The following is a 13,271-nucleotide window of genomic DNA, read 5'->3' as shown; positions in this document are numbered from 1 at the left end:
GGTTAACACCTGCAAAGCTAAAGCATCACCGGCAAACGGCCCATGTAGGCAACCATAAGGCAGAGTATTCGCATGACCGATCGACCGGCCAAGATTCTCGTTATTTTCGGCACCCGCCCCGAAGCGATCAAATTGTTCACGGTGGTGGAGGCGTTGAAGCAGGATCCGCGATTCGAGCCTGTCGTCTGTGTTTCGGCCCAGCATCGCGCGATGCTGGATCAGGTACTGGAGATTGCCGGGATCGTGCCCGACCACGACCTTGACCTGATGCGCCCGAATCAGACGCTTGATGGCCTGACCGCCGCGCTTTTGACCGAACTGGGCGAGGTGATGGACAAGGTGAAGCCCGACCGCGTGATCGTTCAGGGCGATACGGCGACAGCCATGGCGGGGGCCTTGGCGGCCTATTACCGCAAATTGCCGGTCGATCATGTCGAGGCCGGTTTGCGGTCAGGCAATATCTATCACCCATGGCCCGAAGAGGTGAACCGCAAGATCATCGGCGGCATCGCCTCTTTGCATTTTGCACCGACCACCACCAGCGAGGCGGCCCTGCTCCGCGAGAACGTTAGCGCGGATCGGGTCCACGTTACGGGCAACACCGTGATCGACGCGCTGCATTGGGTGCTGGCGCGAATCGAGGCGCAGCCTTCGCTGGCCGCCGGGCTGGATGACTTGGCCGAGCGGTTCAAGGGCAAGCGGATCATCGGCGTGACCAGCCACCGCCGCGAGAATTTTGGGCATGGCATGGAAAACATCGCCAGCGCCATCCGCCAGATCGCCGAACGCCCCGATACGGCGATCATCTTCCCGGTGCATCTCAATCCCAATGTGCGCGCGGTGATGAATGAGCGGCTGGTCGGGCTTGATAACGTGGCGCTGATCGAGCCGCTCGATTATCCGCATTTCGCGCGTTTGCTGTCCATGGCCGAAATCATGCTGACCGATTCGGGCGGGGTGCAGGAAGAAGCGCCGGCGCTTGGCAAACCTGTTCTGGTGATGCGCGAGACGACCGAGCGGCCCGAGGGCGTTGTTGCGGGAACGGCGCGGCTGGTGGGCACCGATTCTTCGCGTATTGTTTCCGAAATCTTCAGCCTTCTTGACGATAAAGCCGCCTACGAAGCCATGGCGCGCGCCCATAACCCGTTCGGGGATGGGCAGTCCTCGCGCCGCATCGTGGACGCGCTGGCGCAGGAGGTATGGGGCGCATGAAATCGGACAAGAAGCCTGACGTTTGTGTGGTGGGGCTGGGGTATATCGGCCTGCCCACGGCCGCTATTGTCGCCCGTTCGGGCTGCCGCGTGCGCGGCATCGACGTCAGCCAGAAGGTGGTGGACACGATCAACCGCGGCGAAATCCATATTGAAGAAGTCGATCTGGACGGGCTCGTCCATGCCGTGGTCGGGCGCGGGCTGCTGACAGCCTCGCTTGAGGTGGCGTCTGCCGATGTGTTTGTCATCGCCGTGCCCACGCCCTTTGGCCCCGATCATGAACCGGATGTGTCCTATGTGCTGACTGCCGCGCGTTCCATCGCGCCGGTGCTCAAGCATGGCGATGTGGTGATCCTCGAATCGACCTCGCCCGTGGGCACGACCGAGCAGATCCGCGATCTGTTTGCCGAGATGCGCCCGGATCTGAAGATCCCCGGCCTGACTCGCGACACGCCCGATGTGTCGATCGCCTATTGCCCGGAACGCGTGCTTCCGGGGCGCATCCTGCACGAACTGACCGAGAATGACCGCTCGATCGGCGGCATCACGCCCCGCTGCGCGCGCAAGGCGGTGGGCTTCTACAAGATCTTTGTGCGCGGCCAGTGCATCGCCACGGATGCGCGCAGCGCGGAAATGACCAAGCTGGTCGAAAACGCCTATCGCGACGTCAACATCGCCTTTGCCAACGAACTCTCCATCGTCGCCGACCGCATGGGTCTGGACGTGTGGGAAGTCATCAAGCTGGCCAATCGCCATCCGCGCGTGAATATCCTTTCGCCCGGCCCCGGCGTGGGCGGCCATTGCATCGCGGTCGATCCGTGGTTCATCGTGTCGAGCGCGCCGGCGGAAACGCCGCTGATCCGCACCGCGCGGGGCGTGAACGACGGCAAGATCCACCACGTTATCGCCAAGGCGGACGAACTGATTGCCGCCCACCCGAATGCCCGCGTCGCGGCGCTGGGGCTGGCCTTCAAGGCGAACATCGACGATTTCCGCGAGAGCCCGGCGCGCCTTGTCGCCGCCACCCTCGCGCGCAAATATCGCGAGCGGATGAGCATCGTCGAACCCTATGCCACCGTCCTGCCCCGCGAGTTCGAAGGCACCGGTGCGACCCAGATCGACCTCGACGAGGCGCTGGAGGAATGCGACATCCTTTTGGTCCTCGTCGATCACGATGCCTTCCGCCAGGTGCCTCTGGCCGAGCGTGCGGGCAAGATCGTCTATGACACGCGCGGGATCTGGCCCGATCAGCCCAAGGGTGGAGCTGAGGTCAGCGAAGGATTGCGGTTGGTGGGATGAAGATGCCTCCGGCGGGTTAAGGGACTCGTCCCTTAACAATCCCATTAATGGGGTGGCGTGTGGTCGGCAGACTGGCGCGCGACTTATGATTTGAAAGCCTGCGGCGCGGAAAGGGCATACCTTCAAGCGCCGCAGGCTTTATTCATTCGGAGATCGCACAAAATCGCCCTCCAAACACAACACCGACAATATCGGGATTGTTAAGGGCGAGTCTTTGTCGGTCGCATTTCTCAAGAGAAATGCTCCGGGCCCTTAACCCGCCGGAGGCAAACCTTCGGAAAAATCAAATCCCCCCATACCACTGATATCCGGCCACATCCTCCCAATACCCGCCCTTGCCGCCATAGAGGCCCGCGAGAGTATCTCTCACCTCAACCCGCATCACATATTTGGCCTGCTTGTATCCCAACTGCCGTTCCACGCGCAGGCGGACGGGCGCGCCATGCTCCAGCGGCAATTCGCGCCCGTTCATCGCCCAGGCCAGGATCGTTTGCGGGTGGAAGGCGTCCACCAGATCGATGCTTTCGTAATAGGGGGCCTCGTCGGTTTTGTCGGCGCAGTGGAACACCACGAACTGCGCGGTCGGCATCAGCCCCGCCATGGCCAGCACCTGCCCCAGTTGCGGGCCTTGCCACTGGCCGATGGCGGACCAGCCCTCGACACAATCGTGGCGGGTGATCTGGCGGCGCTGAGTCATGGCTTTGAGCGCGGTGAGCGGCAGGTCCAGCGGGCGTTTGACCAGCCCATCGACGCGCAGCGACCAGCGCGCAAAGCCCTCCGCCGCATGGGCCGCCCATGCCGCATCGCCCTCGGTATTGCCGTTGGAGCGGAAGGTGGGCGACATGTCGGCTTCGCGGAATTCGCGCGCCAGCGCATCGCGGCCCAGCAGCAATCGTTGCGCGGGCTGGTGCAGCCCCGCCGCACCCTCGACCCAGCCCGCCACCGTGGGCTGACGCACAATCCGGTCGCAACCCGAGAGCAGCAGGCCCCCGCCCGCGATCAGGCCCCTCCTCGACAGTGTGGGGCGCGAGATCATGGCCCGCCTCCTTCGCGCTTATGGCCGGTAATCATACCGCGCAATTGGTTGATCGGCCCGGACGCCAGCACCATCGCCAGATGCACCACCACGAACAGCACGATCCCGCAAAGCCCGAGAAAATGCAGCGAACGCGCCGATTGCCGCCCGCCTAGGACATCAAGCAACCATGGCGCCGCCGCATCCATCCCCGGCGATAGCGCCAGCCCGGACGCGATCATCAGCGGCAGCAGGCCGAACAGCACCCCGGCATAGGCCAGCTTCTGCAGCACGCCATAGGCGCCATCATGAAAGCGAAAGCGCAGATGATCGACCACATCGCACGCAATCGAACGCGGCGACCACTCGGCCCGCGTGATATGCAGATCGCGCCGGATATGCCCGTTGACCAGCGACCATAGCAGATAGGCCGCCAGCCCCACCGCCAGCCCCCATGCAAAAGCCAGATGCCAGCTTCGCGCCAGCGCCAGATCATAGGTCGAGGGCAAGGTCATCCAGCCCGGAAAGGCCAGCGCCAGTTCGGCCCCATCGGCCCCGCGCGACAGGCCAAACACGCCCGTCGTCTCCACCGTATGACCCAGCAGCGTGATCCCGCCATGGTTCACGCCTGCCGCATCGGTCCACGCGCCGAATTCCAGCCATGCCGGATCATCATTGGCGCCATAGGCCCCCCAATAGAGTCGCGGATGGGCATTGAATATCATCAGCCCGCTCATCGCCATGACCAGGATGACCAGCGCATTGACCCAATGCCAGAGGCGCGTCGAAAAGCGATGGCGCCGCACCAAAGGCCGCGCAACACCGCTGCCCTCGCGCAGGACACGGCCCCTGAATAGGGTGAAATCCTTATCCTCGTCCATGATGCAAATCTAGGCCGACAATGCCGCAAGAGCAAGCAGCACCAAGGGTTTGGCAGGCAGAAGTCCCGCCGGTGATCTTACCACTAAGCTACTCCACTTTCTGGGAAAGTCCCAAATTGTCCCGCGATACGAAATTAAGCATTCCACGCGAAAATAGGGGCCTTCCATAAGGATTTGGGACTATGAGATTCTTCTCGGCAGCCGCGTTGCTCAAGAGCGGAGCTGTTTTTTTTGTGTCGCTTTGCATCGCCTCGCCGGCATGGGCTCAAGCGCCTTCTCCCTCTGCGCTGGTTGATATTCAGGTTGTCGCCCAATCAACGAACCAGACCCGCCTGCGCCTGACCTTTACCCCGCAGGCGAACAGCTTTGGTTCGATCGGCACCTCTGTGACCCAGCCCGCGATCGGCTTTGCGCTGACCTCACGCGGGAACAGCGCCGCATCGCCGCGCCAGTTGAACGGCTTTCTGCGCCAGATAAGCTTTGAGCAGCTCGACACCGTTTTGGTGATGCGCTTTCTCACCACCGGCCCTTCGCAGATGATCACCAGCGCGGTGGATGCAACGCATGTGGATGTGACGCTGTCCGACGGCGTGGAAAAGGCCGTGCGCAAGGCCGTTGCCGACAATCTGCCGCCCCCGCCGCCTCCGCCGCCCGCCAGCCCGGTGCCCCCCGCCGATCAGGGCTATGAACTGGTCATGCTGCGCTATGCCGATGTCAGCGAAGTGGTGGGTCTTTTGACCGAAGGGCTGACGGTCAAGTCGAACGTCTCATTTACGCCAAAGTCGCCCGGATTCGGATCCACCAACAATTCAAACAACAGCTATGTGATCCAGCAGGCCCAGAACACCGAGAACAATGACCAGCCGCTGGGCCAGTCGGTTGACGGCTCGATTGCCGTGGACCGCCGCTTGAACGCGGTCTGGCTGAAAGGAAGCCCGGAGAAAATCGCCCGGATGAAGGCCCAGATCGCGCTGATCGACGTGCCGGTGGACAGTGTCATCCTGGAAACGCAGCTGGTCGAATTGACCGACAGCGGCGCCCGCTCGATCGGCATCAATTTCAGCAATGCCAGCGGCCAGATCGGCGTGGCCACCTTTCAAAGCGGGGCCAGCATTCCGCTGGGCTATACGCCCAATGGCGGAGGCCACGTTTCGCATGACGGCGGCACATTGATGGGCGGGCATCTGTCCAGCGTGGCCCTGCAGGCAGCCATTTATGCCCAGGTTGCCAAAGGCGAGGGACGCATCGTATCGCGCCCCCGGATTTCGGCGCTTTCCGGTTCCACCGCCCGGATCATCACCGGCGATGCCTTGCCCATCCTGACGGCTATCACGCTTTCGGGCGTCAACGGCGTCTCGCAGCAGGTGCAATATGTGAATGTGGGCGTGACCCTTCAGATCGCGCCGCGCGTCACGCCCGATGGATTCGTCAGCAGCAACGTCTTCTGCGTGGTTTCAAGCGTTTCGGGCTATTCGCAGGGCTATCCCACGATCAGCCAGCGCGAGGCCCAGACCACGGCCATTGTGCGTGATGGAGACACTTTCGTCATCGGCGGATTGACTCAGGAGAGCAGCATCAAGTCCCGCTCGCGCGTGCCTCTGCTCGGAGATCTGCCGGTGGTCGGCACCGCCTTTCGCTATGAGCAGGCGAGCAAGGCCAAGACCGATCTGTTCATTGTGGTCACGCCTCATGTGGTGCGCACCGGCTTGTTGAAAGCCCCGCCCCAGCCAGAGCGCGAAATGGAGGCCCCCCCTGCGGATCAAAGCCGCGTCCCGCCCCCACCCGGCTTGTAAGGTGCTCAGTTCATGCTGAATTGGCGATCATGCCTTGTTTGGCGATAGAGCATGACCCATTGCCCCGCCGCGAAGAGCAGGAACAGCAGCGCCGCGAAAAAGCGAAAGGTCGCGTGGCGCCAGTATTGGGCATACAATTCCTCGGGATTGGTGAAGAGAACCCAATATTTGCCTTTGGCCAGAGTGCCTTGCTCACGCAGGCTGTATTCGGCCGAAACGGGCAGGATGTCGGCCACCAGCAGACCCGTCAACCCCATGGAATTCACCGTTGCAGGATCGAAGGTCAGGCCGTCGTCGGGCAATTGCACCACCAGCCAGGCCGCCCCGGTCTGCTGGGCGCTCTGGACGGGCAGAAAGCGCGTGGGCGGTGCGAAATCCAGCCCCGCGCCTTTGTAACGCAGGACGGCCCCCAAGGGACGGGCGCCAAGCACCTTGACGAATCCCTCTTTCGGATCAGCCGGACGTGAAAGATCCATGTCGACCGCGGGCCCTTTGGCAGACGGCAGATTGCGGGCCTGAAGCAGGACGATGGCCCCCGCCACCGTGCACAGGATGCCCAGCGCCAGCAGGACGTAGATTCGCGCCGTAGCCCCACGGCCAACGTCTTGGCCCAAATCATCCAAAGCCGCCCCCTCCGGGGCGGGCAGGAGTTTCTGCACAAGCGGCTGCAGGACCAGCAAGGCGAGGAACAGCAAAAGCGCCATCAGCGGCACCTGCGAATCTATCCCAATATTCTGCGCCATACGAAGAATATGCGGAAGATTGAACTCAGCCAACGCCAGCAAGGCCAATACGGCTGCAATCAGCCCCCAATAAATTATATGTCTTGATGTCGTCGTCATAGCACATCTCAATGCCTGTTGAGAAAACCGAAAGATTGCGGACAATCCGGCGAGGAACGATCCTCGACCTTGCTTCCACTTAGAAGCCCTTAATCAGATGTCGGATAGCCGACGGGGCCGAACATGCCCTTGTGGAATCGAGCTTTTGTTACTGCACAAAGTAAACTTCATTCTCGATTTACAAAAGGAGATTAAGGGTGGATTCGGTTCAAACATGTATTTTGGCCTGTGCCCCCCTCAAAGACATTCCAGAATCCAAGTCGCGTCCACGTTTGAAATGGGCATTCTGCGGTACCCTTTGGCCATGAAGCCTGGAAAGGCGAGCAGAGGGATCTTCTTCGGGAGCGGATCGGAAAGCGACGGGCCGCATGAGCAATCCGGTCGATACCCCCTCCAAAAGCGCGATTCCGTGGTGCAACGCAGAATCGCCCCGATGGTTCCTGCTGCCTTGCGCCAGCCCTCCCAGAGATCGGGCATGGAAAGGCGGAGCAAACCTCCATATTGAATGGAAATAGCGCAAGGCAACGCTCGGCTTCTGCGGCAACGCGATCCGGTGATCAACGAGGATAAGCAGCAGATCTTGTCCGTTATGGCCCCATTGCACCGGCCCAGCCTGACCGAGCATCAAGTCGATCAAACACATAGCAGGTATCGGCGAACGCCGGTCGGCGCCCCGGAAAACACTGACAAATTTATGCACTTCGTCCGCACGTCGCGGAAATAGCAGCGCGGAACGCCAGTATATAAGTTTTTATATATAAGATTTTATATCCATAATGGATTAAATAACGCCATCCTCCCCGCACATCACCACACACATTAAAACATTTTGGAAATGTAGTTCGGTAATGGCGACATCTTATAGGCCAATTTCGAAAGAGGATATTGCCTTCGCATCTGCGACAAGGTTAGGTATTGCACTTATGGATGGATGTTCGCGATCTTTTGGATCCCGGCACATTATTGAGGTGTAATAAATGGCTTCGATGGGCGGAATTCGCGACGAAGAGCGGTTGGACCTGGCGGCGGTCACGTCTCGTTATCGGCGACACGTGGGGCCGATTCTGGCCTGCACCGCCGTGGGGGCTATCCTGTTTGGCGGGCTGACCTATTTCCTGCCAAACCGATACACCGCCGTGACCGAAATGACCTATGCGCCGCAGGTGCCGCCCGATGTTTCGCAGAACAGTTCGGCGGTTCCAGCGCCTTTGAGCGACCAACAGCGCGATTCGCGGATCGACGCCGCGGTCCAGGGCATTCAATCCCTGCCCGTAGCGGTGCGTGTTGTCACAGCCCTCAAGCTGGAGCGGGACCCGCAACTGGCGGACAAGGCCAAGAAATATCTGACCGGCGGGAATGTGCGCGAAGCGGTTGCCGCAGCCCTGCTCGACAGTCTGAAGGTCAAGCGGGTCAGCGAAACCCCGCTGATCGACATCAGCTTTACCCATGCCGACCCGCTGCAGGCCGCCAAGATCAGCGATGCCTTTGGCAAAGCCTATGAGGATCAACAGAGCGCGGACAACACAGCGCTCTCGCAAAGCAGTTCGAACCGGATGGACGCATCGATGGTCCAGATGGCCCAGCAGGCGCGCGATGCCGATGCCGCCGTGGCGCGGTTCAAGCTGGAGCACAGGGTCGAATTCGACCCGAAATCGCCCGCCATTGGTCAGGACATCGCCATGTTGGCCAGTTCGCTGGGCATGGCGCAGGCCCAATTGGGCGAAGCGCGCGCGCGCGCCAGCTTTGTGCGTCAGGGCGGCATGAATGACCAGTTCGCCACAAATTCACCCCTGACGCCGCTGCGCGATCAACAGGCGCAGGTTTCGCGCAATCTGGCCTCGCTGCAATCACGCTACGGCTCGATGCACCCCAAGGTGATCGAGGCGCAAAAAGAACTCGACAGCATCAACAATCAGGTCCGGTCGGAAACCGTGCGCCAATCCGATCAGGCCTATGCGTCGGTCCGTTTTGAAGAGCAGAAGGTCAAGGCCCTGTCCTCCGCGCTGGCCGAAGCGCGCAATCGACAGATCAACCAGATCGCCGCCGCAACCCAGTTGGAAGGGCTTCAGCGCCAGGCCGAAACCGCCAACACATTGTATAACAACATGTTGAGCAACAGCACGCAGGAAGTGGCCAAGCGCGCCGTTCTGCCGCCCGACACCACGATCACGATGCGTGCGTCGCCGCCCATGCGGCCCAGCTTTCCGATCCTGCCGCTCAATATCGCGATTGGCCTGATTCTGGGCTTTGCGGCGGGGATCGGCATTGCCTTCTTCCGCGAACGCTGGTCCATCGGTATCGACAACAATGGCGATATCGAGCGCCTGTTGGGCAAAACCTATCTGAATTCGCTGCCGACGCTGACCAGTGCGATCGACCGTCCGACCACCAAGGATCCGGTCGAAGCGCTCACGGCGCATCCGCTTTCGCTCTATGCCGAAGCCTATCGCAGCCTTGCCACCAACCTGCGGATGAGCGACCAGAATGTGAAGGTCATTGCCGTGACCTCGGCGCTGCCGAAGGAGGGCAAGACCACGACCGCAATCAATATGGCGCGGACGCAAGCCATGGCGGGCGAGCGTGTCCTGCTGATGGATTGCGACCTTCGTCGGCGCAGCGTGACCACCCTTTTGGCTCCCGATGCCAAGATCGGCCTGAATCAGGTGATCAATGGCACCGCAGCGCTTGAAGAGGCCATTTCCGTCGATTCGACCGGGCTGCACCTGCTGCAGCTGGCGCCGCAATCCCATATCGGGCCCCAGCCATTCGGCACACCGGCCTTTGATGAGTTGATGGGGAAGCTGCGGGAGGAATATGATCTGATCGTCATCGATACGGCGCCCGTTCTGGCGGTGGTCGATGTCCGCCTCCTGCTGCCGCATATCGACGCGCTGGGCCTGTTGACCCGCTGGCGCCAGACCCCTGTGCGGGCGACGCGTGCGGCCATCCATCAACTGGAAACGGTTGGCGGCCGCGTGGATGGCATTGCCCTCTCCTTGGTGGACGCCAATGCGCAGGCGCATGTCGGCTATGGCGATGCGTCGCAATATTACACGGAAATGAAGGAGTATTACGCAACTGCGTAAATTTACTTCAAATCATGATGATACTGGAGGTCAAAGCGCCATGCTTTCCCGATTACAGCGCTTATCGCATTCGGAAAACATGGCGCGGATCTTCTCTCTGATTGACCAAGGCGCCCAAGGCGTCGCCAATATCATTGCCACAGCCGCCTTGGGCCGGATGCTGCCCAATGAACAGTTCGGGGCCATAGGTCTTGCAATCGGGATCTATTATTTCGTCGCCGGGTTTCATCGCTCGGCGGTGGTGCTGCCCTATATCACCGAGCATGTGCCCCAACTCAGCACCATGGCCGCACGCCAATATCACTCCGATTGGTGGTGGTTTAATGTGATGGTGGCCTTGGGCCTGGCCGCGGGTTTGGCCGGGATTGCGGGGGTGCTGCGGCTGCTGGCCCCTTTGCATCCGCAAATGGCCTTGGGTATCGAGCCTCTTATGCTGGGCGCCATAATTACGCCGCCGCTGCTGTTTGCAGAGCATGTCCGTCGCTGGCTTTACAAGATCGGGAAGGCCAATGCGGCCGCCTTTGTGGCGCTGCTCTATGCGCTCTCTCTGGTAGCCTTGGCGATCATCCTGCCCCATTTCCACCCCAGCGCCTTCACCGGCGCGCTGGTGTGGCTGGCGGCGGGCATGTCCGCCACGCTGGCCGCGCTGATCGGGCTGCGGCCAAGGGGCTTTTCCATCGCGCGCAGCCTTGATTGTTTCCATCGGCACCGGCGTTTCGCCGTCTGGCTTTCGCTGACAATCATTCCCTATGTCTTTTATTCCAGCGCAACGGTGGTGATTCTGATCGGCTTGTTGGACGGGGCCTTGGCCGCCGCCGTTTTCACCGCCGCCCGCACGCTGACAAATCCAGCGGTCAGCATCGTTTCGGCGATCGATTCGATTGACAAGCCCCGCGCGGCTCATGCGCTGGCCACGCAGGGAATGGCCGGTCTTCGCCATTCAGTCCAAAAGACGCGCCTGCTGCTGATCGTGGTGACGGGGGGGTATCTCGCCCTTGTGGCTCTGGGCGCCCAACCCTTGCTGGATCTGGCGTTTCACCACCGTTATTCGGGCATCACCCACGAGGTGCGGCTGCTCGCTCTGGCCACGTTCCTGTTCTGCCTCAACCAGCCTTCGGAAACCATGCTGATTGTCCTGCGGGCCAGCGCAACCATGTTCGCCACGCGCACCGCAACGGCCATCGTCACCATCATCCTGCTGGTCGCGGGCAGCGGTCACGGGGTGATCGGCATGGCGGTGGGCATCGCCGTGGCGCAGGCGGCCAACCTCCTTTTCCTGTTTGGCGCGGCCCATTGGGCCGAACAAAGGCAATCCACCCCCATGGTATCGGCATGACCCAGACACCACGCTTTTCCATCGTCATCCTGACCTATGCGCGCGATGCGGTGCTGGCTGAAGTGCTGGGCCGGTTGCGGCCATTCGTTGCCCATCGTGAGGATACCGAAGTCATTCTGGTGGACAACAACCCGCCAGATCAGGACCGTGCAGCCCTGCTGGCGCCTTTCCCCTCGGCGCGCCTGATTCAGGAGCCGCATAACCGGGGAGTCGTGGCCCGCAATGATGGTTTTTCGGCCGCAAGAGGAGACATCATCATTCTGCTGGATGATGATGTGTTTGTTGAAACAGAGGATTTTCTTGATCGCTTCGCCGCCTTGTTCGATGCCGATGCACGATTGGGCGCGGTCACGATCCGCAAGCATGTTCGGGGCGAGACGCGCCGCCGGGTCGATCTGATCCCGCATACGAACAAAGCCGTGGACCTGGCGCGGCCTTTTGACACCTTCCGCTTTGTCGGGGGCTGTGTCGGCTTTCGCGCGGCCACGCTCAAGCAGGTTGGGGGCTTTCTTCCGGACTTTTTTTATGGGCTGGAGGAGATCGAGCTGTCCTATCGCATCGTCGATGCCGGGTGGAAGATCATCTACTCACCCGACATCTCGGCCGAAGAATTGGAACATCCGGCGGGCCGAAAGCCAAAAAGAGTAGTTCAGACTGATCGCCTCGCTAATAAATACATTATAAGCTACCTGAGGATCCCTTTTCCTTGGGTCGTGATCAATTATATTCTCTTCACGCCTTACCTCCTTTTCTTTGCCCGAGGCGACGTCAGCGTCGTCGGGGCAATACAGCAGTTCCGAAACTGGCTGGCTCGCAAGGATCGGCCAAAGCGCAAGCCGTTTTCTCGTGAAACAGCCAATTATATCCGCGCATGTGGGGGAGCAGTGTGGCGATGAAAAGAAATTGGCAGCAACCGCTGGTCCGCGGCGCGCTCATCCTTACGGCAGCCGCTTTCCTTGGCGGATGCCAGGATCTTTATGCGCGGATGGTGGGCGACAAACAGTTGAACCGTTCCGGACTGGTCCAAACCTTCCATGAGGATTTTTCCGCCCCTCCTTCCTTCTGGGATGCTGTGAAAAACCCCGATGGGCGCTGGAAAACCAATTTCTATTTCGGAATACAGGATGTTTCCGATCCGCGAGGCTGGGAATCACGCACCCTGCAGCCCAACGGAGAGCAGGAATATTATGGCGAACCCAAAGGCGTCACCAACCCGTTTGAATGGAGCAAGGGCACGCTGACCATTGTGGCCCGGCCCAGCCCGGTGGTCGATGATCCCCACACCAATCACCTGCCCTATCTTTCCGGGCTGATCACCACGGAAAAGTCCTTCAACCAGCGCTATGGCCTGTTTGAGGCAAGGCTTGCCCTGCCCATGAGCCATGCCGTCTGGCCCGCATTCTGGCTTTTGCCACAGCCGCGTATGGTAAAAGGATGGGCCCAGGCCGTTGGCCAGCAGGAGATCGACATTTTTGAATCGATCGGCGAACCGGACAAACTCTACTTTACGCATTTTTCCGATGATGGCGGGCGCAAGATCGCCGATGATGTGGGCCGCGAATATTATACCAACGCCGATCTGACCCAATTCCATACCTACAGCGTGCTTGTCTCGCCCGCCACAATCACCTGGTATTTCGATGATCGACAGGTCCGGCAGCGCCCGAACCGCGATTTCCACATGCCCGCCTATATGCTGCTCAACCTTGCGGTGGGGGGCAAATGGCCCGGCTACGTCAACGCCACCACCCAATTTCCCGCCAAGATGCGGATCGCCTGGGTTCGCGCCTACAAGCTGAAATGAGACC

At 60.6% G+C, this 13,271-nt stretch carries 10 protein-coding genes; 7 read left to right on the top strand and 3 right to left on the bottom strand.

Annotation, left to right across the window (positions count from 1 at the left end; translation table 11 throughout):
- Positions 1–72 precede the first annotated feature (72 nt).
- Together wecB and wecC are read left to right on the top strand one after the other, a co-directional pair.
- Complete coding sequence (wecB, locus tag FHW92_RS22855) at positions 73–1,212, top strand: UDP-N-acetylglucosamine 2-epimerase (non-hydrolyzing) (RefSeq protein WP_168605607.1); 1,140 nt, start codon at positions 73–75, stop codon at positions 1,210–1,212.
- Entirely contained in the window at positions 1,209–2,510 is a 1,302-nt protein-coding gene (wecC, locus tag FHW92_RS22850; RefSeq protein WP_168605606.1) for a UDP-N-acetyl-D-mannosamine dehydrogenase, read from the top strand. The genes wecB and wecC overlap by 4 nt, the downstream gene beginning before the upstream one ends.
- A 283-nt stretch (positions 2,511–2,793) precedes the next feature.
- Here wecC and FHW92_RS22845 read toward each other — a convergent pair whose 3' ends face one another.
- Both FHW92_RS22845 and FHW92_RS22840 read right to left on the bottom strand, forming a co-directional pair.
- Entirely contained in the window at positions 2,794–3,546 is a 753-nt protein-coding gene (locus FHW92_RS22845; protein WP_168605605.1) for a molybdopterin-dependent oxidoreductase, read from the bottom strand.
- Positions 3,543–4,406, bottom strand: a complete 864-nt coding sequence (locus FHW92_RS22840) for a cytochrome b/b6 domain-containing protein (RefSeq protein WP_168605604.1) — start codon at positions 4,404–4,406, stop codon at positions 3,543–3,545. The genes FHW92_RS22845 and FHW92_RS22840 overlap by 4 nt, the downstream gene beginning before the upstream one ends.
- A gap of 182 nt (positions 4,407–4,588) precedes the next feature.
- Here FHW92_RS22840 and FHW92_RS22835 point away from each other — a divergent pair, with 182 nt between their 5' ends.
- The gene (locus FHW92_RS22835) at positions 4,589–6,199 is read left to right on the top strand and encodes a secretin N-terminal domain-containing protein (protein ID WP_168605603.1); all 1,611 of its coding nucleotides are present in this window, start codon (positions 4,589–4,591) and stop codon (positions 6,197–6,199) included.
- Between the two features lie 5 nt (positions 6,200–6,204).
- On the opposite strand, the gene FHW92_RS22830 is transcribed toward FHW92_RS22835, so the two are convergent.
- Entirely contained in the window at positions 6,205–6,942 is a 738-nt protein-coding gene (locus FHW92_RS22830; protein WP_168605602.1) for a hypothetical protein, read from the bottom strand.
- A 1,076-nt stretch (positions 6,943–8,018) separates the two neighbouring features.
- Here FHW92_RS22830 and FHW92_RS22825 point away from each other — a divergent pair.
- From FHW92_RS22825 to FHW92_RS22810, 4 genes are all read left to right on the top strand, one after another.
- Positions 8,019–10,127 (top strand): polysaccharide biosynthesis tyrosine autokinase, encoded by a 2,109-nt coding sequence (locus FHW92_RS22825; protein ID WP_168605601.1) that lies wholly within the window; start codon positions 8,019–8,021, stop codon positions 10,125–10,127.
- A 79-nt stretch (positions 10,128–10,206) separates the two neighbouring features.
- A complete protein-coding gene (locus FHW92_RS22820) occupies positions 10,207–11,463 on the top strand; it encodes a hypothetical protein (RefSeq protein WP_168605600.1) in 1,257 nt (418 codons plus the stop codon).
- Positions 11,460–12,359, top strand: a complete 900-nt coding sequence (locus tag FHW92_RS22815) for a glycosyltransferase (protein WP_168605599.1) — start codon at positions 11,460–11,462, stop codon at positions 12,357–12,359. The genes FHW92_RS22820 and FHW92_RS22815 overlap by 4 nt, the downstream gene beginning before the upstream one ends.
- Positions 12,356–13,267, top strand: a complete 912-nt coding sequence (locus FHW92_RS22810; protein WP_168605598.1) for a glycoside hydrolase family 16 protein — start codon at positions 12,356–12,358, stop codon at positions 13,265–13,267. The genes FHW92_RS22815 and FHW92_RS22810 overlap by 4 nt, the downstream gene beginning before the upstream one ends.
- Positions 13,268–13,271: the final 4 nt, after the last annotated feature.

Origin of the sequence: Novosphingobium sp. SG707 (genome assembly GCF_012275515.1) — a bacterium.
In the GTDB taxonomy this organism is placed as follows: domain Bacteria; phylum Pseudomonadota; class Alphaproteobacteria; order Sphingomonadales; family Sphingomonadaceae; genus Novosphingobium.
This window is presented reverse-complemented; position numbering and strand designations above follow the sequence as displayed.